This window comes from Allobosea sp. TWI1241 (genome assembly GCF_039673065.1).
Classification (GTDB): Bacteria; Pseudomonadota; Alphaproteobacteria; order Rhizobiales; family Beijerinckiaceae; genus Allobosea.
In genome coordinates this window covers 1-24,381 of record NZ_JBDJKW010000015.1, presented here as the reverse complement: position 1 = coordinate 24,381, position 24,381 = coordinate 1, and the positions used below count along the sequence as shown (strand labels likewise).

The following is a 24,381-nucleotide window of genomic DNA, read 5'->3' as shown; positions in this document are numbered from 1 at the left end:
GCCAGAGCGGGCGCTCTCAGGGGGCGAGGCCCGCGACCTTGACCAGCCGCGCCACCAGCCGGTCGCGCATGCCGGCGATCCGCTTGTCGGCCAGGTCGCCATCGGCGCCATAGCCCTTGTCGGCGCCGCTGACCGCGAGCATTTCGGGGATGACCAGCGCGCCGAAGCCGAGCTCCAGCACGGTGCGCAGCTGCGTCAGGCAGCGATAGGTGCCGAGGCTGCCGGCGGAAGCGCCGCCGATCGCCACCACCTTGTCGCGCAGCGCCGGGCCGCCCTTGCGCGCGATGCTGACCCAGTCGAGCGCATTCTTCAGCGCCGGCGGATAGCCGGCGTTGTATTCGGGGCTGGCGATGAACAGCGCGTCATGCGCCACGACCAGCTCAGCGAGCTTGCGGGCTTCCTCGGGCGGCTCGCTCTCATAGGCGCGCGCGTCGATCAGCGGCAGCGGATAGTCGCCGAGCGAGATCTGCGTCACCTGCGCGCCGGCCGCCTCGAGATTGCCGGCGATCAGCGTGGCGAGGCGGGTGTTCATCGAGCCGGGCCGCCAGGATCCGGCGAAGACGAGGATGCTGGGCATGGCGATGGCTCCGGGCGGATGGAGGGACGGTCGGGGCCGGGCGTTCAGGCCGCCGGGCGGCGATAGACCCAGACGCGGGCCGGCGGGATGTTGCGCAGAACCCAGTCGGAGACCTGCGACTTCAGCCCCGATCCCTTGCGCGGGATCGGCGAGATCATCGCATAGGTGAACTGGATGAAGGGCCCGCCGGGCGTCAGCACGTTGTCGAAGGCGTCGCGCACCAGCCGCAGCCGCTCCGGCGGCGGGCGGTTGAACAGGGGCAACGAGGAGACGACAGCGGCGGCGCGGCCCTCGAGCCGGTCGGCGAGCGTGCGCGACAGCGCATAGGCGTCGCCCTCGATCACCGTGGCGCGCGGAAAGCGGTTGCGCAGCAACTCGCAGAATTCCGGGCTGAACTCGACCAGAACCAGCCGCTCCTCGGCGACGCCGCGGGCGATCAGCGCTTCGGTCACAGGGCCGGTGCCGGGGCCGATCTCGACCACGGGGCCGGGCACCTGAGGATCGACGAAGGAGGCCATCCGCCGCGCCAGGAACGGGCTCGACGGCGCGACGGCGCCGGTGCGGCCGGGGGAATCGATCCAGGATTTCAGGAAGCGCGCATCGTCGCCGAGCTTCGCCTTGGCCTCGTCGGCCGCCTTGCGCACCCGCGATTTCAGCTTGTCGGCGGTGTTGCGGACCTCGTCCACCACCTTGTAGCGCGTCGCCGAGACCTTGAGCTTCGCCTCCGCCACGCTGTCGGCCAGCCCGGCCGCCGTCAGCCTGACCTCGTCCTCGAGCCGCGAGGCCATCGAGGAGGAGCCGAGGCGGGCGGCGAGGGAGGCGGCGCGCGGCCGCCGGCCGGGAGTGGATTGGACCATGGAACCTCGGCTGCGTCGTCGATCGTCGGTCCCGCCACGGCTGGAATGACGAAACCGTGACGTTACGCCGCTGCCATATGAGGTCAAGGCGCGGGCGAATCCAGTTTTTTCTGGCCCGGCGCCGCGCGGAGCTGCCCGTCGCCCGGCGCGGGCCCGGCCATTTTCACGCCTCCGGCGATTCCGCGGCAGATCGGAACAAGCACCTCGCGACGGCGTTGACCCACCGAACCGCCATGAGGGAGAGCATGATGTCCACCGCCAGCCTTGCCCCCATCAAGCGTGCAGCGACCTTCTTCGGAGCCATGGGGCTCCTCGTCGCCGCGCTGACCACCGGCGCCGCTTTCCAGGGCGCGGGCGACCAGAGCTCGACCGCCGTGGCCCAGGCGAAGCTGCGCGAGGGCGTCGCCGTGACCTCCACGGTCGCCGCGAGCCGTGTCGCCCCTGCCAAGCCGCGTGACGACGCCCGCATCGAGGCCCGGATCCCCGGCGCGACCGTGCTGCGCTGATCCCGACGCTGCGGGGCGCGATACCGGCCCGCACGCCGACATGACCGGGTGAAAGACCGAGCCGCCGCGAGGCGGCTCTTTGCATGAGGTCGATCGCGCCAGGGCGACCTGCGCGGCCGCCTCGACGGGGGACGCCATGTATCTGCGCATTCGTCACGCGACGACCTACACCTATGCGGTGCCGGTGACCTTCGGCCCGCATCGGCTGATGCTGCGCCCGCGCGATTCCTTCGACCTGCGCGTGCTCGACACCGCGATCACGCTCTCGCCGCCGGCGAGCCTCCGCTGGATGCACGACGCCTATGGCAACTCGGTCGCAATGGCGAGCTTCGCCCGGGAGGCGGATACGCTCGATATCGTCAGCGAGCTTCTGGTGCAGCGCTTCGGCCCGGCCCTGCCGCATACCCCCATCGGCCCGGACCTGCTCGGCGGCCCTGTGATCTACTCGCCCGGCGAGCTTGCGGTGCTGCGGCCCTATCTCGACCATGCCGCCGCCGATCCCGACGGCGCGCTCGACGCCTGGCTGCGCGCTTTCGGCGAGCGGCCCCATGGCGGCCATCTGCTGCGCGCGCTGGCGCACGAGATCTATGCCGAGCTGAGCTATGCGGTGCGCTATGACGAGGGCACGCAGCATCCGGTCGACACGCTGCGGCTCGCGAGCGGCTCCTGCCGCGACTATGCTTGGCTGTTCATCGAGCTGGCGCGCCGGCTCGGCTTCGCCGCCCGCTTCGTCACCGGCTACATCCACGAGCGCTCGGGCGGGGCGGAGCTGACCTCGGTGGTCGGCCTGACCCATGCCTGGGCGGAGGTCTTCATTCCCGGTGATGGCTGGATCGAGTTCGACCCGACCAACGACCTCGTCGCCGACCGGCAATTGCTGCGCGTCGCCGTGGCGCGCGTGCCCGAGGACGCCTCGCCGGTCTCGGGCAGCTATGTCGGGCCGACCGGCTCGTTCGTCGGCTTGAGCGTCGGCGTCACCATCACCCCGGCCTCGCCGCCCGGGCCCGCGGCGCGCTGAACCCGCGCCGGCGCCTCCGGGGCGTTGTGGCGGATGTGCCAGACGCCGAGCGTGCGCCGGTCCGCCTCATAGGGGATGGCCACCGCCTCGACCTGGGTCAGCAGGCCGGCGAACAGCCGCGGCAGCACCACAGGGTCGCTGTCGCGGTCGGCGCGGATCGCCACCTCGATGGTCGCGGCGTCGACATCGCTGATGGAGATCGCGATCGCCGCATCGCCGCCGCCGCGCAGCCGGCTCGAGACCACGTCGACGATCATGAAGCCGAGCGGGATGATCCGGTCGATCGGCAGGGAAGCCTGGCTGTCCAGCGTCGCCGAGACGTCCTGCGCCCCGGTGCGGATCAGGCTGCCGATCATCGCGACCACGTCGTCGAGGAAGAGATCGACCCGGACCGGCTGCATCTCGCCATCGGCGAGGGTGAAGCGATAGGCGGCCGAGAGCACGTGCACCCGGCATTCGGCGTCGGCCAGCACGGCGCGCGCCTCGCCGCGATGCTGGCGCTTGGTCAGGCCGAGATAGCTCTGCACCACCTGCAGGCTGTTCTTCACCCGGTGGTGCAGCTCGCGCACCAGGAAGCGGTTGTCGTCGAGCGCGGTCTGCAGCCGGCGCTGCCGCACGCCCTGCTCGTCGACCATGGTGTTGAACGCCTCCGCCACGCTGCGGATGTCGTTGGGCATCGTGTCGGAGATCGGCGCCTGGGTGCGCGGGCCCTGCACCCGCGAGCGGGCGGCGGCCTCGATGCCGCGCAGCCAGCGCACGCAATGCTGGTCGATCGCCCGGACATAGACCAGGCAGAGCAGCATCAGCATCAGCAACGGCACCAGCAGCAGCGCGTAGAACTGCACCACGGCGGCACGCTCCGCGGTGCGGTCGAAGCTCGCCACCACGTAGAAATCCGGCTCTGCCACCATGCGGGCGACATAGGTGCGCTGGTCGCCGTCGCGGCTCGGCGCGCTCCAGCGTTCGATGGTCGCGGGCACATGTTCCTCGCGCGGCAGCCAGCCTCCGCCGTCAGGGCCGCCGCTGCGCAGGATGGCGGCGTCCTTGCCGCGGCTGACGAGCGCGACCGCCAGCGTCGGGTCGGCGCCGCCGAGATCGAAGACATTGGCGAGGATCTGCGGATCGACCAGCAGGATGCCGGTCTCGCGCCGGCCGCCGACATCGCGCTTCGACAGCACCGCCAGATGGCTGCGGCCGCGGATCTCGACCTCGCCATAGCGGGATTCGGCGATGTCCTTGCCGGCCCAGGGCGAGATGACCGGCATGGGCAGCAGGGTCTTGGTCAGCCCCTCCACCTCCGCGCGCGTCGCGACCTCGTCGATGGTGGCGAAGCAGGCCGGCTGGCCCTCGATATGGAGATAGACGGCCGAATAGCCGGAGACGCCGCGCAGGATCGGGCCCAGCGACGGGCAGCCGGCGGCCCGGTCGGCCGGGGAGGCCTGCTCGTAGACGCCGGCGGCCAGCAGCAGCGAGCGCAGCGCGCCGCGATACCAGACGCGCGAACGCACGGCGAAATCCTCCGCCGTGCGCATCTGCGACACGCTGATCGCGTCGAGCAGGGTGCGATAGGTCGAGAAGGCGGCGGCCGCCGTCAGCGCCGCGATCGGCAGGGCGATCGCGATCATCAGCGCCAGGAGGCGCCCTCGGACTGTCGTGAAACGCGCCAGTCCCATGATCAGCCGTTGACGATTTCCGGTCCCGCACGTTGCACCGCCGCCGCGATGCGACGGTCGGGCCCGAGGTCGTCGGCGCCTCCGATCGACAGAAGCTCCGCCAGGCGCGAGCGCGCCCGGTTGACGCGGCTCTTGATCGTGCCGATCGCCACGCCGCAGATCTCGGCGGTCTCCTCATAGGAAAGGCCGGTCGCGCCGACCATGATCAGCACCTCGCGCTGCTCCTCGGGGAGCTTGGCCAGCGCCTTGCGGAAATCCGCGAGATCGAGATGGCTTTCCTGGTTGCCATGCGTCGCCAGCCGGTCGGCATAGGTGCCGTCGCTGTCCTGCACCTCGCGCCCGCGCTTGCGGTAGAGCGAGTAATAGGTGTTGCGCAGGATGGTGAAGAGCCAGGCGCGCAGGCTGGTGCCGGGCTGGAACTTCTCGGCGTTGCCCCAGGCCTTCAGCAGCGTGTCCTGCACCAGGTCGTCGGCGAGCTGCATCGAGCCGGACAGCGAGGCCGCAAAGGCGCGCAGGTTCGGAATCTCGGCGACGAGCCCGTTCTTGAAGTCATCCGCGCTCATCGGCTGCGTCCTTGGCCGGAAGGCGCTGCTCGGTCGCTTCGAGCTGGGCGAGAAGGACGAGGAACTTGTCCGGGACGGGCGCGCTGACGAGGTCGTCGTAATGGGCCTTGAGCGAGCGGCCGATCGATTCCTGAACCCTGGGGTCGAGCACGATCTCGGCCTCGTCCCCGGCGTCCGCCCCCGATCGGGCTTCATTCGCATTACGCATGTCGTTCTCGCTCCAAAGGCGTCCCGCCCGCACGGCTGTCGCGGGTCAGGTGGCCCCGTCCAGATGCGCACCTGCCGGCCCGCACTACCCTGCGTCACCGGCGCCGATGTCCGGCGGCCATCAGGCCCGCACAGACACCAATCCGGCCTAACAACGGCCGGGAATCGAAAAGGTTCCCGTTTGCGGCGAAAATAATTATCTTGTCAAAACAGTATCTTGGGTGCTCTCTTGCCGCAAGTTCAAAGGGGTCAGTCCATGTCCATCGCGAAGGAAATCGCGCCGCATCTTCCCTATCTGCGGCGCTTCGCCCGCGCACTCAGCGGGACGCAGGTCAGCGGCGACGCCTATGTCGTCGCGACGCTCGAAGCGCTCGTCGAGGATCCCGCCTCCTTCCCGCGCGATGTCGATGCCCGCATCGGCCTGTATCGCGTCTTCTTGCAGCTCTGGTCCTCGATCGGCGTGAACGCCCAGTCGAGCGCGGCTCAGGCGAGCGCGCCGAGCCTGGAGCGTCCCGCGGCCGAGCGCAATCTCGACGCGCTGACGCCGCGCCCGCGCCAGGCCTTCCTGCTGCGCACCGTCGAAGGCTTCAGCATCGACGAGGTCGCCGCGATCATGGCGGTTTCGGCGAAGGAGGCGTCCGAGCTGGTCCAGTCGGCCGGCCAGGAGATCGCCGAGCAGGTCGCCACCGACGTGCTGATCATCGAGGACGAGCCGATCATCGCGCTCGACATCGAGACCATGGTCGAGGAGCTCGGCCACCGTCCGACCGGGGTCGCCCGCACCCATCGAGAGGCGATCGAGCTGGTAGCGAAGAAGCGGCCCGGCCTCGTGCTGGCCGACATCCAGCTCGCCGACGGCAGCTCCGGCCTCGACGCGGTCAACGAGATCCTCGAATCGATCGACGTGCCGGTGATCTTCATCACCGCCTATCCCGAGCGCCTGCTCACCGGCGACCGGCCCGAGCCCGCCTTCCTGATCACCAAGCCCTTCCAGCCCGAGGCGGTGAAGGCGGCGATCAGCCAGGCGTTGTTCTTCGACCGCCGGGCCAGCCGCAAGGCGGCCTGAGCCTCGCTTCGCGCCGGGCGGGGGAACCCGCCCGCGCGCCGTCGCGTTCCTTTCCGCCCCGCGGCGGTTGAGGAGACGCGCCATGAGACCGGTCCTGCCCGGAAGCCTGCTCGTAATGGCGCTCGCGCTGGCGACGCCTGCAGGCGCGCAGCCGGCCGGAACGGAGCGCACCGTCACCGCGCCGCTGCCGCCGAAGCGCCCGGCCAGCGCCGCGCCGAGGCCTGCTCCGCCCGAGCGCTCCCCATCCAAACCATCCGTATCCAGGCCAGTCCCGCCCGAAACGCCGCAGCCTGAATCCGCGCCGGCGCCCGCTGCGACGAAGCCCGAGGCGGCGCCCCCCGCTTCCCCTGCGAAACCTGCCGAGCCGGCCGCGGCGAGCGACGGCCCGGCGCTATCCGAGTGCCTGCGTCGGCTCACTGCCGAGGGCCATCGTCTCCAGCCCGTCGCGGCCAAGGACCTCGCGGCGTCGGCCGGCGATTGCCGCGTCGAGGAGCCGGTCCGGGTCGAGCGGCTCGCGGTGCGGCGTCCGGACGGGCCGGGCACGCTGGTGCTGGAGCCGCCGCCGCTGGTCGCCTGCGAGATGGCGCGCGCCATGGCGCATTGGGCCGACACCGCCCTGGTGCCGCTGGCGCGCGGCGCGATGAACCAAGAGCTGATCGCCTTGCGCGTCGGCGGCGGTCACGAATGCCGGCGCCGCAACCGCCAGGCCCGCACGCCGATGAGCGAGCATGCCACCGGCCGGGCGCTCGACATCTTCGCCTTCCGCTTCGCCGGCGAGGGGGCGGGCAGCGAGATCATGGTGGCGAAGCCGGGCGGGCTGGTGCAGGAGCGTTTTCTGGCCGGGGCCAGGCAGGCGGCCTGCGGCGCGTTCTCGACCGTGCTGGGGCCGGGCTCCGACGCCGCCCATGCCGATCACCTGCATCTCGACATCCAGCGCCGCGGCAGCGGCCGCTCGCGCTTCTGTCAGTAGCGAGAAAGCAGCGGGACGGATCGCCGCCGCGAAGGATGCGCTTAAGGTGTGAGGCTGGCGCGCTGGCGCGCACGACACTGTGATCGCGGAGCAGGTGCCAAGCCTTCGCCCGGTTCGGCGCGGCGGCGCGAAAGCTCCTGCAAGGCATCATCCAGCGCAAAACCCGACGAGAGCAGTTGTTCCAGCTCCCAGAATGGCGGACAATCGCGCTGCGCGAGCAGCAACGGAATGGCTGTCGACCGAGAGGTCTTGCCCTGTGGCGACATAAGCGCGGTCCCTGTTGTGTCCCCGTCAACGCATAGGTCCGGATTGCGGTTCCGGTGCGGCGGGAACTATGAGGGGCTTGGCGCGTTTTGACGGGGTTTCGGAGTGGAGAGAGGCAGCATGGGCCGGTCGTTCGGAGCTTTCGCAGTGCTCGCCATGCTGGCGGGCCTGACCTTGCCGGTGCAGCCGGCGGCGGCCCAGAGCCGTACGCCGTCCGGCACCCTGACCTGCAGCATCGGCACCGGCCTCGTCGCCGCCGTGACGACGCAGCGGGCGCTGACCTGCCGCTTCCGGCCGCGTCGCGGCCCGATGCAGATCTATACCGGGGCGATCCGCAGCTTCGCGCTCGACCCCAAGGCCGTCGGCCGCAGCCTCGCCTCCTGGCGGGTCTATGGCGTCTATGCCCGCGCCCCGCTCGGCGCGCTGAACGGGCGCTATGCCCGTCCGGCCACGGGCGGCGCCTCGCTGGTCGCCGGCAACACGCGGGTGCGGCTCGAGCCGCGCGCCCTGCCGCTGCGCCGCGGCGCCAATGTCGCGATCGGGGTCACGGCCTTCGATCTGCGTCTGGTGCGGGCCGGGCGGCCGCGCTGAGGGATCGGCCTTGCGATTACCGTTTGCTAACCTTCGCGCCTCAAAATTGAGTCAAATGCAGCAGGTTTCGTGGCCGTTGCGTGCCTGGCCGGAACAAGACGTTCGGCGTGGACGTTGTTCGGTACCAAAAGCAGGAGAAACAACGGAGCCTGATGGTGTCGCTGGAAGGTAGCGCTGGTATGTCGGATATTCGAATTCTCATCGTCGAGGACGATCCGTTCATCGCGATGGACATCGAGGCCGCCGTGTCCGAGTCGCTCGGAGACGGAGCCGAAACCATCATCGTCGAGTCGCTGTCGCGGGCTCAGGAGGTCGTGTCTCTGCCGATCGCCTGCGCCTTGCTCGACATCGACGTGATCGGGGGCAAGACCTTCGGTGTCGCGGCCGCGCTGCGCGCCAAGGGCACGCCGCTCGCCTTCGTCTCCGGCTCGGCGCCGGGCGAGGTCCCCAGCGAGCTTCGCGACGTGCGCTTCGTGCGCAAGCCGTTCTCGACCCGCGAGCTGGTGAGCTTCGTCAACGCCGCAGTCGCGCCACGCTGACACGTCGCCCGGCGGCCGCGACCGCCCGGCCCGAGTTCTATCGAGCGCTCCGCCTCCCGCCGCAGGCCGGCCCCGCAGCGCCCTCTCCCCCCCGACCTCATCGCCAGACCACACGCCGCGGCGTTCCGCCCGGGCCTTGCGCGCATCGCGCAGAGCCTGACGGGCACGGCGCCGAGACGAGGCGCGCGCCGATCGCCAAGCCTTGGATCGCCAGGCCCTGGATCGCCAAGCCCCGAGTGATGATTCTGGCGGTTGTCGAAGCATGGCCGCGATGACGTGACGGCCGTGGCGGGATGCGTGACGGGGCCGCCGGTCAGGCGCTCGCCTGGCCGTCTTCCTGCTGCGGTGCCCGCTTCGGGATGCGCAGCGCGATGCAGGTGCCGGGCCGCGCGCTGCCTGCGGCCGGCGCTGTGGTTTCCATCGTCGCGCGCATGCTGCGCAGCAGATTGCGGATCACCGACTGGCCGAGGCCCTCGACCGCCTTCTCGGCGGGCATGCCGACGCCGTCATCCTCGACCGAGAGCAGCAGCGTCGCTTCCGCCGGATCCTCCGCCAGCCGGATGGTGATGCAGCCGGCCATGCCGTCCGGGAAGGCGTGCTTGATCGCGTTGGTGACGAGCTCGTTGAGCAGCACGACGAAGGAGACCGCGTCGCGCCCGGCGAGACGGATCGGCTCCATCTCCAGCGCAACCGTGATCGGGCGGCCCTCGACCTGCTTGCCGATCTCGGCCAGCAGGTCCTCGATATAGGGGCGGGCCTCGATCTCGTCGGCCTCGATGTCGAGGCGCAGCCGGCGCTGGCCGGCGGCGATCGCCTGGATGCGCGACTGCGCCTGGCCGAGCGCCTCCTTCACCGCCGGATCGCGCGACTGGCGGCTCTGGACGCTGAGCAGGGCCGAGACCATGGAGAGGTTGTTGCCGACGCGGTGATTGACGTCGCGCAGCAGGGATTCGATGCGCAGCCTTTCGTTCTCCAGCTGCGCGGTGCGCTCGGCGACGCGCTGCTCCAGCTCGCTGTTGGAGGTCGAGAGCAGCACATTGCGCCGGCTGCGCAGGCGGATCTGGCGCCAGGCGATGAAGCTCAGGCCCGCAAGCGCGATCAGGATGCCGATGCTGGCCTTGATGCGCCGGCGCGATTCCAGCCGGTTGCGCTCCTCGATCAGCCGGCTCTCTTCCTCCTGCAGCGCGCTGACCACGTCGCGCAGCTCGTCCATGGTGTTGCGGCCGACGCCCTGGCGCACCAGCGCCACCGCCTCGTCGCGCCGGTTCGCGCGCATCAGCCTGGCGGTCTCGTCGAGTTCCTGCAGCTTGCGGTCGGCGAGCTGGCGCAGCCTTTCGACCCGCGCGCGCTGCTCGGCATTGCCCTCGACCAGGCTCTGGATATTGGCGAGATCGGGCAGGGCGTTGGCGCGGCCGCGCTCATAGGGCTCGAGATAGCGGTCGTCGCCGGTCAAGAGGAAGCCGCGCTGGCCGGTCTCGGCATCGAGCATGCTGACCAGGAAGCGCTCGGCGCGCTCGCGGATGTCGACCGAGCGCACCGCCTGACGGCCGGCCTCCTCGGCCTGGATGTTGATCCAGGCCGCGACGATCATGGCGATGCCGACGACGCCGACGGCGACGACGGTCAGCGAGACCGATCTCAGCCTGCCGACGAGCTGGCTCCATAGGCCGGCCTGCTCCCTTCCGGTGCGGTGGACCGAAGCGCTCATGCGAACCTGCCTGGGGAGAGCGGCGGACGACGCGGCGTCCCGTGGCACGACCACGCGCCGCCGGGGCGCCGCGCTCGCGAAAGGGCAAAAGCCCGCATGGACGCAGACGCTGCGTTCACGGCGGGGAGGACGGACCTCCGCCCTGTCGGGCGCAGGTCGACCTCTCTCCTTGCCGTGTCGGCAGACTTGGACGGCGCTCGCTCATCGCGTCGTGCCGGATTGCGCTAGGCCTCGTCGGCATCGTCGCCTTTCGCGAGTTGCCGGCCGAGGATCAGGCCGAGCATGACGACGCCGCCGACGATCCCGGCCTTCCAGCCGATCTTGCCGCTGCCGACCAGCCGCGCCGCCGCCGGGGCGGCGGCCGCCGCCATGGCGAGTTTCGGCACGGGCTGGCGCCGGTTCTTCACCACCGCGGCGGCGATCACGCAGATCAGCGCGGCGACCAGCAGGCCGCCGCCGATCCACAGGCTGGCCGCGATGGCGCCGTAATGGAAGGTCAGCACGATGTGGAGGGCGTTCAGCCCGTAGCCGACCGCAGCCGCGACCAGCAGGAATGCGAGCAGATAGAGCGCGAGCACGGTCACGTTGCGGCGCACGATGCCGCCGACCTCGCCCGCGATCAGAGCCGATAGCCCCCCGAGCATGACGTCAGCGTGCCGAGAGGAAGCCGACGAACAGGCCGACCGCGGCGGCGAGGCCGAGCGCGCGCAGCGGCCGCTCCTGGATCTCGCGGGCGATCAGGTCCTGCAGGTCGCTGGCCTGCTCGCGGGCGATGTCCGCCATCTTGTCGGTGTCGACGCCGACGGCACGCAGCCTGTTGCTGACGGTCGCCGCCAGATCCTCGGCGCCGCGGGTCAGGCTGGTCTCGAGCTCGTCAACCTCCTCGCGCACGCGGCGTCCGCCGGCCTTGGCGCGCTCGGCGACGTCCTCGACGGTGCGCTCGGCCTCGGCCTTGGCACGCCGGGCGGAAGACGCGGCCTGACGCTTGGCGGTGGTGGTGGATGCGGCCATCGGACGGCTCCCTCGCTTGACCTTGATCATAACGTCCGGCGTTCTGCCCGGACGGGGCGTGCAACCTCAACGCGCCAGCTGCGCAACGGTTCCGGCCGTCGTCGCGCCCGCGCTCTCGGCGCCCTCCGCCTCCTGGGCCGCCTCACGGTACTTCACGAATTCCTCGCGCGCCACCATGGCGACGAGCAGGATCGGTGTGGACAGAACCGCACCGATCGGCCCCCAGAGCCAGAGCCAGAAGATGAAGGAGATGAACACCAGGAAGGGCGAGATCGTCAGCCGGCGCCCGACGAAGACCGGCGTCACCGCATTGCCCTCGATCAGGTGGACGACGAAATAGGCCGCCGCAGGGGCACTCGCCACCAGCAGCGAGGGCGAGGACAGCAGCCCCGCCGCGAAGAAGGCGACGGTGACGATGATCGGGCCGATGAAGGCGAGATAGTTGAGGAAGAAGGCGAGCGCCCCCCAGAACACCGGATAGGGCAGGCCGGCCCACCAGGCGATCGCCATGCTGATCAGGCCCATGCCGAGATTGATGATCGTCACCAGGCCGAAATAGCGGGCGGTGCGGGTCTCGATCTCCTCGAAGAAGCTGCCGGCCGAGCGGCGCGCATCGCGCCCGAAGCACAGCCGCAGCACCCGCGCCTTGAGATGGCGGCGCGTCGCCAGCCAGAAATAGACGGTAGCGACGAAGACCAAGAGCCCGCCGGCGACCGTTGTCGAGGACAGCGCGATCGTGACCAGCGGGTTGCCGTCCGAGACGCTGATCTTGGCACCCTCATCGCCGGCCAGCCCGGCGGCGAAGCGCTTGAACTCCTCCATGACGTTGAGGACGCTGACGAGGCGCAGCTTCAGCGCCGTGACCATGGCCGGCACCTGGTCGCTCCAGGCGGCGATCGGCACGGTCAGCGTGGCGACCAGCATCAGCAGCACGAAGACGCCGGCGAGCACCACGATCGCCGCCGCCAGGTGCTGCGGCACGCCGCGGCGCACCATCCCATCGACCGGCGGGCCGAGCACCAGCCCGAAGATCACGCCGGCGGTGACGGGCAGCGAGATGACGCGGGTGAGATAGAGCGCCACCGTCGCCAGGATCACGAAGATGCCGACGATGGCATAGCGCAGCACCAGATCGTGCTCCTGCGGCGAGAGCTCGCGCGACGGCGCGGCGTCCTCCGGCTCGGCATCCTCCGGCCGGTAGCGCGGGAACGGCCTCCAGGCGGTGGCTTTCAGCATGATGGCTCGATCCCGCACCCGCGTGCCCCGCACGGGCACGCCAACGCCGGTCAACGCGCGGGGCCCGGCCGCGGTTCCGGCCGGGGCATACGGGTCTCGCGCCTCAGTGCGCCTCGTCCCAGTTGCCGGCGGCGCGCGCCTCGACCACCAGCGGCACCTTGAGCGCCACCGCCGGCAGCGGCGCGCTCTCCATCACCGCGCGGATCACCGGCAGCGAGGCCTCGACCTGCGCGTCCGGCACCTCGAAGACCAGTTCGTCATGGACCTGGAGCAGCATGCGCGCCTCGAGCCCGGCCTCGGCCAGCGCGCCCTCCATGCGGATCATGGCGCGGCGGATGATGTCGGAGGCCGAGCCCTGGATCGGCGCGTTGATCGCCTGGCGCTCGACGAAGGCGCGTTCCGACGGGTTCTTCGAGTTTACCGCCGGATAATGGCAGACGCGGCCGAAGATCGTCTCGACATGGCCCTTGGCCCGCACCTCGGTCTTCATCGCGTCCATATAGTCGCGGATGCCGGGGAAGCGCTCGAAATACTTGCGGATATAGGCCGAGGCCTCCTCCCGGCCGATGCCGAGCTGGTTGGCGAGGCCGAAGGCCGAGATGCCGTAGATGATGCCGAAATTGATCGCCTTGGCGCGGCGGCGCACCTCGGGCGGCATGCCGGCCACCGGCACGCCAAACATCTCGGAGGCGGTCATGGCGTGGATGTCGACGCCGTCGGCGAAGGCCTGCCGCAGCTGCGGGATGTCGGCCATATGGGCGAGGATGCGCAGTTCGATCTGGCTGTAGTCGGCCGAGATCAACTTGTGGCCCGCTTCGGCGACGAAGGCGGTGCGGATCTTGCGGCCGGCCTCGGTGCGGATCGGGATGTTCTGCAGGTTCGGCTCGGAGGAGGAGAGCCGGCCCGTCGTCGTCGCCGCCAGCGCGAAGGAGGTGTGCACCCGGCCCGTCTGCGGGTTCACATAGCCCGGCAGCGAATCGGTATAGGTCGATTTCAGCTTGGCGAGCTGGCGCCAGTCGAGGATGCGGGCCGGCAATTCGTGGCCCTGCTCGGCGAGTTCCTCCAGCACGCCGGCGCCGGTCGCCCATTGCCCGGTCGCGGTCTTCTTGGCGCCGGGCAGGCCCATCTTGCCGAACAGGATGTCGCCGAGCTGCTTGGGGCTGCCGATGGTGAAGGGCTCGCCGGCCAGCCCGTGGATCTCGGCCTCCAGCCGGGCCAGCGACTGGGCGAAATCGCCCGAGAGCCGCGACAGGATCTGCCGGTCGATCGCGATGCCGCGCGCCTCCATGCGGGCGAGCACCGGCACCAGCGGCCGCTCCAGCGTCTCGTAGACCGTGCTGCGCCGCTCCGCCGCCAGCCGCGGCTTCAGCACGCGCCAGAGCCGGAGCGTCACATCGGCGTCCTCGGCCGCATAGGCGGTCGCCTTGTCGAGCGGCACCTTGTCGAAGGTGATCTGGTTCTTGCCGGTGCCGGCGACCTCGGCATAGGCGATCGGCTTGTGGCCGAGATGCAACTCGCTGAGCCGGTCCATGCCGTGGCCGCCCTGGCCGGCATCGAGCGCGTAGGAGATCAGCATCGTGTCGTCGATGCCCGAGAGGTCGAGCCCGTGGCGGCCGAGCACGGCGAGGTCGTATTTCAGGTTCTGGCCGATCTTGAGCACGCCGGGATCGGCGAGCAGCGGCTTCAGCGCCGCCAGCGCCGCGCCGAGCGGGATCTGCTCGGGCAGAAGGCCCTCGTCGAACAGGCCGCCATCGCCGCCGCCGCGATGCTGCAGCGGTATGTAGCAGGCCCGGCCCGGCGCCACCGCCAGCGAGACGCCGACGAGGTCGGCCTGCTGGGCGTCGAGCGAATTCGTCTCGGTGTCGATGGCGACGAGCCCGGCCTCGCGCGCCTGCGCGATCCAGTCCTCCAGCTCGGGCAGGGTGCGCAGGCAGGCATAGGCCGCATGGTCGACCTTGAGCGCCAGTGCCTCGTCCTTTCGCGCGGCGACGAGGTCGGCCGGGCGCAGCCAGCCTTCGGCCGGGGCGGGGCCCTCGGGGGCGGCGGGCGCGGCGCTGGCCGCGGTGCCGGACGGCGCCGCAACCTCCTGCTCGGCGTAGAGCGCCTTCAGCTCGGCGGCGCGCGCGCCGCCCGGTGCCAGCGTCGGATCGGCGTCGATCGCGCCGACATCGGCCTCGTAGGTCTCTGCCGCCCGCTTGGTGATGGTGGTGAACTCCATCGCCTTGAGGAAGGCGATCAGCCGCGCCGGATCGGGCTGCGGCAGCGAGAGGTCGGCCAGCGGCGTCTCGACCGCGACGTCGTCGACCAGCGTCACCAGCCTGTGCGAGATCCGCACCTTCTCGACGATCTCGGGATTGGTCAGGGTCTCGCGGCGCTTGGGCTGCTTGATCTCGCCGGCCCGCGCCAGCAGCGTCTCGAGGTCGCCATACTCGCCGATCAGCTGGGCCGCCGTCTTGATGCCGATGCCGGGCGCGCCGGGCACGTTGTCGGTGGCATCGCCGGCCAGCGCCTGCACGGCGGTGACCTTGTCCGGGGTCACGCCGAAATAGTCGACCACCTCGGGCTCGCCGATGCGGCGCTCGGCGCGGAAGCCGGCGCCCTTCTTGGCGTCGCCGGAGGCGGGGTCGTACATGGCGACCCCCGGCCCCACCAGTTGCATCAGGTCCTTGTCGGCCGAGACGATCAGCACGTCGGCGCCGGCCTCCCGCGCCTGCCTGGCATAGGTCGCGATCAGGTCGTCGGCCTCGTAGACGTCCTGCTCGACCGGGATCAGCCCGAAGGCGCGCACCGCCTCGCGCATCAGCGGGAATTGCGGGATCAGGTCCGGCGGCGGGTCGGAGCGGTTGCCCTTGTAGGCCGGGTAGATCTCCTTGCGGAAGGAGTTCTCGCTCTTGTCGAAGACGATGGCGAGATGGGTCGGCCTGACGCCGAGCACGCCCTCGCGCACGAACTGGAACAGCTTGGTGGCGAAGAGCCGCACCGCCCCGGTCGGTAGCCCGTCGGAGCGCGCATTGTACTTCCGGTCCTGGTTGATGGACTGGAAATAGGCGCGGAAGATGAAGTTCGAGCCGTCGACCAGGAAGAGATGGTCGCCGGGCTTGAGCGGGGGGGCCGGGTTCGTCATGGGCGGGACCATAGGCGTGCGCCCGCGGGCGGTCCATGCTTTGTGAGGCGCGCCGGCGCAAGAAGCTGTCAGCAGGGCTGCGGCCGCCCGCCTCCGTCATGCTCGCCCTTGTGGCGAGCATCCACGTCTTGAAACCGGCCTTGCCCGATGAAGACGTGGATGGTCGGGACAAGCCCGGCCATGACGGTCTCGGCGATTGCAGGCCGGCGCTAGCCCGGCCCGGCACCCTGCGTCGCGGTGTAGACCGCATAGATCGACTGGCTGGCGGCCATGAACAGGCGATTGCGCTTCGGGCCGCCGAAGCAGATGTTGCCGCAGACCTCCGGCAGGCGGATGCGGCCGATCAGCTTGCCCTCGGGGTTGAAGCAGAGCACGCCGTTGTAGCCGACCGAGCGGCCGGCATTCGAGGCCGACCAGAGATTGCCCTGCACGTCGCAGCGCAGCCCGTCCGGCCCGCATTTCACCCCGTCGACCATGCAGTCCGAGAACAGCCGGCCATTGGAGAGCTTGTTGTCGGCGCCGATGTCGAAGACGTGTATGTCGCCCTTGCCGCCGGGGCCGGTATCGCCCGGTCCCTTTCCGGTCGAGGCGATGTAGAGCTTCTTGAAGTCCGGCGAGAAGCACAGCCCGTTGGGATCGGGCACCTGCGCCTCGGTGACGACGAGGTCGATGCGCCCGCTCGGGTCGATGCGGTAGCAGTTGGTCGGCAGCTCGCGCTTGTAGAAGCCGATCTCCGGCGGCTGGCCGAGGCGGGGATTGAGCTTGCCGGCGGCGTTGCTCGGCCCGCCGGCGGCGTCGGGCGCGCCCTCGTAGAGCTGGCCGCCATAGGGCGGATCGGTGAACCAGTAGCTGCCGTCGGGATGGGCGACGATGTCGTTGGGCGAGTTCAGCCGCTTGCCCTCGAATTTGTCGGCCAGGATCGTCACCGAGCCGTCGAGCTCGTAGCGCACCACGCGGCGGTTGAGATGCTCGCAGGAGAGCTGCCGGCCCTGATAGTCGAAGCTGTTGCCGTTGCTGTTGCCGGTCGGCGTGCGGAAGACCGCGACATGCCCGTCATCCTCGATCCAGCGCATCTGGCGGTTGTTCGGGATGTCGCTCCACAGCAGGTAGCGCCCCTGGGCGTTCCAGGCCGGGCCTTCCGCCCAGAGCGCGCCGGTCCACAGCCGCTGGATCGCGGCATTGGGCTGGGCCAGCCCCTCGAAGGATGGGTCGAGCGCCAGCACGTCTGGATCCCAGAAATAGGTGGTCGGCGCCCCGCCCGGCGCGAAGTCGCGCGGCGGGGTGGTGATCGTGGTCGGCGGGGCGACCGGGCCGGGCTTGGTTTGCGCGAAGGCGCTGCCGGCCGCGGCGGCGAGCGCGCCGGTGCCGGCGACCTGCAACACGCGGCGGCGCGACAGCGCCGGCTGCGAGCGATCGGTTCTGCTCTGCTGCATCCTATCCTCCCTGAGCGCCGGACTGTTCCGTCCGTGCGAGGGCATCGGGGGCGCAGATTGCGGCGGAGGCGTGGCAGCGGCCGGCGGGCGGCGTCATGGCGGCAGGGCGCCAAAGCCCTTTCCAGCGCGCTTCAATCGGTTAAACAATGGGATTCGTGCCTGCTGCCGGCGGCGCGGCTCAGGCGGCGAGATCGGCGACCAGTGCGTCGAGCAGCAGGGCGCCTTCCGGCGTCGCGGCCAGACGCCCGTCCGGCCGGCGCAGCAGGAAGCCCTCGGCCACCAGCGCGCCGATGCGGTTGCCGTTGAGCTTGCGCCCGGCCAGCCCCTCGAACACCGCCGGGTCGATGCCCTCGACCAGGCGCAGCCCCATCAGCAGGTATTCGTCGCCCTGCGCCTCGGCGGAGAGGCGCTCGTCCTCGACCAGCGCGTCGCCGCCGGCCTCGATCCGCGCCAGCCAGGCCTCCGGGCTCTTCTCGGTCGACTGGGCCCGGCGACCGTCGGGCCCGACCAGCCGGCCATGGGCGCCGGGGCCGACGCCGGCATATTCGCCATAGTGCCAGTAGACCAGATTGTGCCGGCATTCGGCGCCCGGGCGGGCATGGTTCGAGATCTCGTAGACCGGCAGCCCGTGCTTCGCCGTGACCTCCTGCGTCACCTCGTAGAGGGCGGCGCCGGCCTCGGGATCGGGAATGGCGAGCTTGCCGGCGCGGAACAGTCGCTCGAAGGCGGTGCCGCTCTCGATGGTGAGCTGGTAGAGCGAGAGATGCTCCGCCGCATGGCTGATCGCCAGCTCCAGCTCGGCGCGCCACAGCGCCGGCGTCTGCTCGGGCGCGCGGGCGTAGATCAGGTCGAAGGAATAGCGCTCGAAATGCCGGCGCGCGATGGCGACCGCCGCGAGCGCCTCCTCGGCGCTGTGCATCCGCCCCAGCGCCTTGAGGTCGGCGTCGTTCAGCGCCTGCACGCCGAGCGAGACGCGGTTGACGCCCGCCGCGCGGAAGTCGCGGAAGCGGCCGGCCTCGACACTGGTCGGGTTGGCCTCGAGCGAGACCTCGCAATCGGGCGCGATCGCCCAATGCGCCGCGATGGCGTCGAGGATGGCGCCGACCGTCGCCCCCTCCATCAGCGAGGGCGTACCGCCGCCGAAGAAGATCGAGGAGACTGTGCGCCCGGGCGCCAGCGCCGCGCGCTGGGCGATCTCGCGGCGGAAGGCGGCGACGAAGCGGGCCTGGTCCGGCGGGCTGTGCCGGACATGGGAGTTGAAGTCGCAATAGGGGCACTTCGCCAGGCAGAACGGCCAGTGCACATAGACGGCGAAGCCCGCCCCCGCCGTCGGGTGCGCAGGCCCGCCCGCGCCCGCGGGCGACGGCACGGCGAGGGCGGCCCCGCCGCTCAATCGCGCGATCCGTCCGGCGCGCGCAGGCAGGCGGCGGCGAGCAGGTGGAAGGCGCGGGCGCGGTGCGACAGGCCGGGCGAGCCGTCCGCCGGGATGCCGTGCTTCTCGACGCTGGTCATCTCGCCGAAGGTCTTGTCGTGGCCGGCCGGGCGGAACAGCGGATCGTAGCCGAAGCCGGCAAGCCCGCGCGGGGCGTCGAGGATCTCGCCGAAGACGCGGCCCTCGAACAGCTCCTGATGCCCGTCCGGCCAGGCGATCACCAGCGCCGAGACGAAATGCGCCTTGCGGCGCTCCGGCGTGGTGGCGCCGCGCCGGGCGAGCTCGGCCAGCACGCGGGCCATGGCCGGGGCGAAATCCTTGCCCGGCCCGGCCCAGTTCGCCGAGAACAGGCCGGGCGCGCCGTCGAGCGCGTCGATGCAGATGCCGGAATCGTCGGCAAGCGCCGGCAGGCCGGAGGCGTTCGCCGCCGCCACCGCCTTGATCGCGGCGTTCTCGGCGAACATGTAGCCGTCCTCGACCGGCTCGGGCAGGCCGAGCTCGCCGGCCGAGACCAGCTCGATGCCATAGGGCGCCATCAGCTCGCGCATCTCGCGCAGCTTGCCCTGGTTGTGGGTCGCGATCACGACCTTGCCGGTCAGGGGGCGGGGGGCGGTCTCGCGCGCCGTCATTCCGGGGCGCTCCGCAGGAGCGAGCCCGGAACCCATGACCACAGGTTCTGGTCGTCAGGCCTCGTCATCGCAATTCCTTCGTTGCGGACTGTCCGCTTGCCTCGTGTTCATGGATTCCAGGCTCTTCGCGGCGCGAAGCCCCGGAAAGACGGAGAGGTTCAGCTCACCGCCGCCTTCTGCAGCGCCACCAGATCGGCGACGCCGGCCTTGGCGAGCCGCAGCAGCGCCATCAGCTCGTCCTCGGAGAAGGGCGCGCCCTCGGCGGTGCCCTGCACCTCGACCAGCCCGCCCGCGCCGGTGATGACGAAATTCGCGTCGGTCTGCGCGCCGGAATCCTCGACATAGTCGAGATCGATTACCGGGTTGCCGGCGACGATGCCGCAGGAGATCGCCGCGACATGGTCCTTGAGGGGGTTGGCGCCCTTGAGCAGGCCGCGCCCGCCCATCCATTTCAGCGCGTCGTGCAGCGCGACCCAGGCGCCGGTGATCGAGGCGGTGCGGGTGCCGCCATCGGCCTGCAGCACGTCGCAGTCGACGACGATCTGGCGCTCGCCGATCGCGGTGAGGTCGACGACGGCGCGCAAGGACCGCCCGATCAGGCGCTGGATTTCCTGGGTGCGGCCCGACGGCTTGCCCGAGGTGACCTCGCGGCGGGTGCGCTCATGGGTGGCGCGCGGCAACATGGAGTATTCCGCGGTGACCCAGCCCTTGCCGGTGCCGCGCAGCCACGGCGGCCCCTTTTCCTCGACGGAGGCGGCGCAGAGCACCTTGGTCTCGCCGAAGGTGACCATGCAGGACCCTTCCGCGTACCGGACCACGCCGCGTTCGAGCGTGACCTTGCGCATCTCGTCGGCGGCGCGCTTCGAGGGTCTCATGAGCTTGTCCCGATCTGTCCTTGGAGTTGCCGGCTTGTAGGCGCTGCGGCGAACGGCTTCAAGCGCGGGCGCGGCGGCGGTCGCGGCGCAGCAGCGGATAGGTCAGCGCGGCCGAGAGCAGGTAGATCAGCCCGAAGACCAGGTTCATCCAGATCGCCCAGGCCTCGTCGGCGCCGTGGCGGGCCATCACCCAGCTCATCAGCCCGGCCTTCAGCGCCGCGATGGCGCAGAGCAGCAGGATGCGCGTGCCGGTGCGCTCGCGGGCATAGAGCAGCTCGGCATGGTATTCGACGAGGTTGCGGAAAGCCGGCACCAGCAGCATCGGCAGGAAGAGATAGGCGGCCTGCGCGACATTGCCGCCGAGCGCGCGCGGGAACAGCGCCAGCAGCACGAGGATCGCGACCAGGCCGGCGACCGAGACCGTGGCGATGGCGATCTCGATCAGCGCGCGCCGGCCGATGCCGGCGGCGATGCCGCGATCGGCCATGATCTTCTGGACGAACATCTGGTTGAAGCTGCGCACCGGCATGGCGGTGAGGTCGATCACCCGCATGGCGATGGCATAGAGTCCGGCGACGCGCTCGCCCGCGAGCGCCAGCATCAGCAGCTTGTCGAGCTCGGCCTGGACGTAGAACAGGATGTCGGCGGCGCCCGCCGTCACCGCATCCGCCATGCGGCGCGGATAGAGCGCGGTGCGCAGGCGCAGCCGCACGCGGGGCAGGTAGGCGAGGAGGGCGATCGCCGCCGAGAGCAGCGTCGCGCCGAGATAGGCCAGCGCCCAGCTCTCCAGCGTCGCCTGCCCGTGCAGCCAGAAGCCGATCGCCGCCAGCGTGCGCAGGCCCGAGCCGAGGATGACCAGCTGCGCGGCGCGGCCGAAGCGGCGCATGCCGTTGTTGACGATCGCCACCAGCTCGACGAGGCGCCAGCCGATCACCTCGGCCAGCACGATCAGCGCGAAGGGCAGCGGCGCGACCTTGCCGGCGAAGAGCAGGGCGTAGACCGCCCAGCCCGCCAGCGCGATCAGCGGCAGCGAGGCGAACGAGAGCGCGGCGAAGCCGGCGAGATAGCTGCCGAGCAGGCGCGGCTTGACGGTCGCGACCCGGTAGACCGGCGAGACGAAGCCGAAGGCCAGCAGCCGCGAGAGGATGACCCCGGTGGCGGATGCCGTGGCGAAGATGCCGAAGGCCCCGAGGGTCAACGTATTCGCAACGATGAGGAAGTAGACAAGCGAGATGACGAGCCGGCCGGCGGAGCCGCTCAGGATGGTGAGGTAGGCAGTGATGGTGGCGCGGTCGGGCGACATGCGGTCCGTTTCGGCGGAAGACCGGCCCTCGTTCCCCATGGCGCGGGGGGCGGGCCACCGCCTGCATAACCCGAACGCCTTTCGCGAGGCTAAACGCCGCGCTGCGCCGGGCCGCGCCCGTCGCGGGGCGCCATGCTGAAGCGCCCGACCCGCAGGCAGGCGCTCGCCGGGGCGGCCGCGCTCGCAGCCCTGCCCGGTGGGGCGCTGGCGTCGCGCGCGCCGGTGCCGCTCGGCTCGGCCGCCGAGATCGGTGCCTTCCGGAGCGATCCGCGCTCTCGCGCCGCGCTGCTGCGCTATTGCGACGTGATCGTGCCGATGAACGCCCTGAAATGGGAGGCGCTGCGCCATGACCGCGCGCGCTTCGACTTTGCGGCAGCCGACGAGCTGGTCGACTTCGCCACCGCCAACGGCAAGGCCCTGCGCGGCCACACCCTGCTCTGGGGCATGGCACTGCCGCCCTGGGCCAAGGCGATGACCGGCCGCGCCGAGGCCGAGCGCGAGCTGGTCCGCCATATCGAGACGGTGGTCGACCGCTATCGCGGCCGCATCGCCAGCTGGGACGTGGTCAACGAGGTCATCGCCTACGATCCCCGCGCGGCCGGGCCGTGGCGCGACACGCTCTGGCAGCGCCTGCTCGGCCCGGAGCATGTCGACATCGCCTTCCGCACCGCCGCCCGCGTCGATCCTGCCGCGCGGCTGGTGATCAACGACTTCCATTTCGAGGAGCCGGGCGAGATCGTCGCGGCGCGCCGGCGCTGCGCGCTCGACCTGGTGCGGCGCCTCACGGATGCCGGCATTCCCGTGCACGGGCTCGGCATGCAGGCCCATCTCTATGCCGACAAGTCGCTCGATCGCGACGGGCTCGCCCGCTTCGTCGCCGATCTCGCGGCGCTCGGCGTCGGGGTCGAGGTGACCGAGCTCGACGTGATCGACTGGAAGCTGCCGCCCGACGAAGCGGCGCGCGACGCCGCTTGCGCCCGCCTCGTCGCCGACTATCTGGAGACCGTGGTCGCGGCCGGCCCGCCCAAGGCGATCGTCACCTGGGGGCTCAGCGACCGCCATAGCTGGGTCCACGAGACCTTCCCGCGCAAGGACGCCGCCAGGGCGCGGCCGCTGCCGCTCGACGACGATTATCGCCCCAAGCCGATGATGGACGTGCTGACGCGCTACCGGCGCGGCGGCTGAGACAGGACCAGTGGCGGATGCGGCGCCGACGCCGCCCGCCGGAACCGACGACAGAGAGTGAAGCCCAGCCCGATGTTCACCACGGAGACAGTGCCGGATGAGGCCGACCGCAGCGCGGCCGGGCAAGCGCGTCCGGCCGGGGGCGGCCCGCCGTTCTCCCTGCTGGCGGACCCGGCCTGGCTGGTCGCCACGCTCTGGCGCCGCAAGGGGCTGGTGCTGCTCTGCGGCCTGCTCGGCGCGCTGTTCGCCGCCGGGGCGAGCCTGCTGCTGCCGGCCCGCTACGTCTCGACGGCGCAACTGCTGATCGATCCGCGCGACCTGCGCGTGCTCCAGACCGAGGTGGCGCCCAATGCGCTCGGCGGCGACGCCAGCGCCATCACCGCCTATCTCGAGAGCCAGGCGCGGGTCATCGCATCCGACAGCATCAAGGCGAGGGTGGCCGAGCAGGAGAAGCTCGACCGCGATCCGGAGTTCGGCGGCGACAGCGGGCCGGGCCTGTTCGGCGGGCTCTTCGGCGGCGATGCGGCCGGCCGTTCCCGCGAGGCGAGGCTCTACACGCTCGCCCAGCTCGACAAGGCGGTGCAGGTGCGCCGCGGCGAGCGCACCTTCGTCATCGACATCGCGGTGACCACGCGCGATCCCGCCAAGTCCGCCCGCATAGCCAACGCCCTCGCCAACGCCTATCTCGAGGATCAGGCGGCGGTGCGCGACGCCGCGGCGCGGCGCGCCACCGACGCGCTGACCGGCCGGCTCGAGGAGCTGCGCGGGCGCCTGCGCGGCGCCGAGGACAAGGTCGAGCGCTTCAAGGAGGCCAACCGGCTGATCGGCGCCGGCGGCAAGCCGGTCGGCGAGGAGCAGCTCAGCCTCAGCAATGCCCAGCTCGTCGCGGCGCAGGCCCGCGTCGCCGAGACGAAAGCGCGCGTCGACGAGATCACCCGCACCCGCGCCTCGTCGCTCGAAGCGGGCGCGATCCCGGAGGCGGTCGCCTCCAACACCATGACCGCGCTGCGCGCCCAGCTCGGCGCGGCGCTGAGCCGCGAGGCCGATCTCTCGGCGTCCCTCGGCGCCCGCCATCCGGCGCTGGCCGCCGCGCAGGCCCAGGTCCGCGATGCGCGCCGCCAGATCGCCGACGAGCTCGCCCGCATCGCGCGTGCCGCCCGCAGCGACTATGACCGCGCCCGCGACGCCGAGCGCCAGCTCTCCGGCAGCGTCACCCGCCTCACCGACGGACAGGTCGCCGCCAGCCGCGCCTCGGTCGAGCTGCGCGAGCTGGAGCGCGAGGTCGAATCCTCGCGCAGCGTCTATGAGGGCTTCCTGCGCCGCGCCCGCGAGACCGGCGAGCTTGCCGGCATCGACACCACCAATGCCCGCGTGATCTCGCAGGCCATGCCGGCCCTGCAGCGCTCCGGTACCTCGCGGCGCACCCTCGTGCTCGCCGGCGGCGTCGTCGGGCTCGGGCTCGGCGGGGCGCTCGCGCTGGCCCTCGGCCTCGCCGCCGCCGCCCGCCCCGCCCGGCGCGACGAAGAGCGGCCCGAGGCCGAAGACACGGTCGCCGAAGCCGCGACGCCGCCCATGCCGGCCGCGCCCGTCGCTGCTCCCGCCGCTGCCGATGTG

Annotated in this window: 23 protein-coding genes; 8 read left to right on the top strand and 15 right to left on the bottom strand. The window is 71.2% G+C overall.

All coding sequences use genetic code 11. The features are described 5' to 3' along the window. Positions 1-16: 16 nt before the first annotated feature. Both ABE438_RS16965 and ABE438_RS16960 read right to left on the bottom strand, forming a co-directional pair. Positions 17-577 (bottom strand): NADPH-dependent FMN reductase, encoded by a 561-nt coding sequence (locus ABE438_RS16965; protein WP_346503842.1) that lies wholly within the window; start codon positions 575-577, stop codon positions 17-19. Positions 578-621: 44 nt separating this feature from the next. Then, positions 622-1,434, bottom strand: a complete 813-nt coding sequence (locus ABE438_RS16960; protein ID WP_346503841.1) for a class I SAM-dependent methyltransferase — start codon at positions 1,432-1,434, stop codon at positions 622-624. 245 nt (positions 1,435-1,679) lie between these two features. Here ABE438_RS16960 and ABE438_RS16955 point away from each other — a divergent pair, with 245 nt between their 5' ends. Continuing rightward, entirely contained in the window at positions 1,680-1,940 is a 261-nt protein-coding gene (locus ABE438_RS16955) for a hypothetical protein (protein ID WP_346503840.1), read from the top strand. Between the two features lie 136 nt (positions 1,941-2,076). Next, positions 2,077-2,958, top strand: coding sequence for a transglutaminase family protein (locus tag ABE438_RS16950; RefSeq protein WP_346503839.1), 882 nt, complete (start codon positions 2,077-2,079; stop codon positions 2,956-2,958). On the opposite strand, the gene ABE438_RS16945 is transcribed toward ABE438_RS16950, so the two are convergent. The 3 genes from ABE438_RS16945 to ABE438_RS16935 are packed head-to-tail and all read right to left on the bottom strand — an operon-like array spanning position 2,871 to position 5,402. Beyond that, the gene (locus ABE438_RS16945) at positions 2,871-4,583 is read right to left on the bottom strand and encodes a sensor histidine kinase (RefSeq protein ID WP_346503838.1); all 1,713 of its coding nucleotides are present in this window, start codon (positions 4,581-4,583) and stop codon (positions 2,871-2,873) included. The two genes, ABE438_RS16950 and ABE438_RS16945, sit on opposite strands and share 88 nt — an antisense overlap. Positions 4,584-4,633: 50 nt before the next feature. Beyond that, positions 4,634-5,194 carry a sigma-70 family RNA polymerase sigma factor gene (locus ABE438_RS16940; protein WP_346503837.1) on the bottom strand — a complete coding sequence of 187 codons (561 nt, stop codon included), beginning with the start codon at positions 5,192-5,194 and terminating at the stop codon, positions 4,634-4,636. Then, the gene (locus tag ABE438_RS16935; protein ID WP_346503836.1) at positions 5,181-5,402 is read right to left on the bottom strand and encodes a NepR family anti-sigma factor; all 222 of its coding nucleotides are present in this window, start codon (positions 5,400-5,402) and stop codon (positions 5,181-5,183) included. Before ABE438_RS16935 ends, ABE438_RS16940 begins: the two co-directional genes overlap by 14 nt. Before the next feature lie 255 nt (positions 5,403-5,657). Here ABE438_RS16935 and ABE438_RS16930 point away from each other — a divergent pair, with 255 nt between their 5' ends. The 4 genes from ABE438_RS16930 to ABE438_RS16915 all read left to right on the top strand — a co-directional run bounded on the left by ABE438_RS16930 (position 5,658) and on the right by ABE438_RS16915 (position 8,831). Continuing rightward, entirely contained in the window at positions 5,658-6,467 is an 810-nt protein-coding gene (locus ABE438_RS16930; protein WP_346503835.1) for a response regulator, read from the top strand. Between the two features lie 82 nt (positions 6,468-6,549). Then, on the top strand, positions 6,550-7,437 hold the full coding sequence (locus ABE438_RS16925; protein ID WP_346503834.1) for an extensin-like domain-containing protein: 888 nt from the start codon (positions 6,550-6,552) through the stop codon (positions 7,435-7,437). Between the two features lie 384 nt (positions 7,438-7,821). Then, a complete protein-coding gene (locus ABE438_RS16920; protein ID WP_346503833.1) occupies positions 7,822-8,292 on the top strand; it encodes a DUF992 domain-containing protein in 471 nt (156 codons plus the stop codon). A 152-nt stretch (positions 8,293-8,444) separates the two neighbouring features. Then, complete coding sequence (locus tag ABE438_RS16915) at positions 8,445-8,831, top strand: response regulator (RefSeq protein WP_346503832.1); 387 nt, start codon at positions 8,445-8,447, stop codon at positions 8,829-8,831. A 313-nt stretch (positions 8,832-9,144) separates the two neighbouring features. Here the strand turns inward: ABE438_RS16915 and ABE438_RS16910 are convergent, their stop codons facing one another. The 10 genes from ABE438_RS16910 to ABE438_RS16865 form a co-directional block, all read right to left on the bottom strand. Then, the gene (locus ABE438_RS16910) at positions 9,145-10,539 is read right to left on the bottom strand and encodes a sensor histidine kinase (RefSeq protein WP_346503831.1); all 1,395 of its coding nucleotides are present in this window, start codon (positions 10,537-10,539) and stop codon (positions 9,145-9,147) included. Positions 10,540-10,763: 224 nt separating this feature from the next. Then, positions 10,764-11,183 (bottom strand): hypothetical protein, encoded by a 420-nt coding sequence (locus ABE438_RS16905; protein WP_346503830.1) that lies wholly within the window; start codon positions 11,181-11,183, stop codon positions 10,764-10,766. Between the two features lie 4 nt (positions 11,184-11,187). Beyond that, positions 11,188-11,550, bottom strand: coding sequence for a DUF883 C-terminal domain-containing protein (locus ABE438_RS16900; protein WP_346503828.1), 363 nt, complete (start codon positions 11,548-11,550; stop codon positions 11,188-11,190). A 66-nt stretch (positions 11,551-11,616) separates the two neighbouring features. Next, positions 11,617-12,786 (bottom strand): AI-2E family transporter, encoded by a 1,170-nt coding sequence (locus ABE438_RS16895; RefSeq protein WP_346503827.1) that lies wholly within the window; start codon positions 12,784-12,786, stop codon positions 11,617-11,619. A 103-nt stretch (positions 12,787-12,889) separates the two neighbouring features. Then, positions 12,890-15,910, bottom strand: coding sequence for a DNA polymerase I (gene polA / locus ABE438_RS16890; RefSeq protein WP_346503826.1), 3,021 nt, complete (start codon positions 15,908-15,910; stop codon positions 12,890-12,892). A gap of 209 nt (positions 15,911-16,119) precedes the next feature. Further along, complete coding sequence (locus tag ABE438_RS16885; RefSeq protein ID WP_346503825.1) at positions 16,120-17,343, bottom strand: SMP-30/gluconolactonase/LRE family protein; 1,224 nt, start codon at positions 17,341-17,343, stop codon at positions 16,120-16,122. A 178-nt stretch (positions 17,344-17,521) separates the two neighbouring features. Then, complete coding sequence (gene hemW, locus ABE438_RS16880) at positions 17,522-18,736, bottom strand: radical SAM family heme chaperone HemW (RefSeq protein ID WP_346503824.1); 1,215 nt, start codon at positions 18,734-18,736, stop codon at positions 17,522-17,524. Next, positions 18,733-19,404, bottom strand: coding sequence for an RdgB/HAM1 family non-canonical purine NTP pyrophosphatase (gene rdgB, locus ABE438_RS16875; protein WP_346503823.1), 672 nt, complete (start codon positions 19,402-19,404; stop codon positions 18,733-18,735). The genes hemW and rdgB overlap by 4 nt, the downstream gene beginning before the upstream one ends. A 158-nt stretch (positions 19,405-19,562) precedes the next feature. Next, on the bottom strand, positions 19,563-20,279 hold the full coding sequence (gene rph, locus ABE438_RS16870; protein ID WP_346503822.1) for a ribonuclease PH: 717 nt from the start codon (positions 20,277-20,279) through the stop codon (positions 19,563-19,565). Positions 20,280-20,337: 58 nt separating this feature from the next. Further along, a complete protein-coding gene (locus ABE438_RS16865; RefSeq protein WP_346503821.1) occupies positions 20,338-21,582 on the bottom strand; it encodes a lipopolysaccharide biosynthesis protein in 1,245 nt (414 codons plus the stop codon). Between the two features lie 132 nt (positions 21,583-21,714). Here ABE438_RS16865 and ABE438_RS16860 point away from each other — a divergent pair, with 132 nt between their 5' ends. Together ABE438_RS16860 and ABE438_RS16855 are read left to right on the top strand one after the other, a co-directional pair. After that, a complete protein-coding gene (locus tag ABE438_RS16860) occupies positions 21,715-22,767 on the top strand; it encodes an endo-1,4-beta-xylanase (RefSeq protein ID WP_346503820.1) in 1,053 nt (350 codons plus the stop codon). 72 nt (positions 22,768-22,839) lie between these two features. Continuing rightward, positions 22,840-24,381: GumC family protein (locus tag ABE438_RS16855; protein ID WP_346503819.1), on the top strand; the 1,542-nt coding region annotated here is incomplete at its 3' end.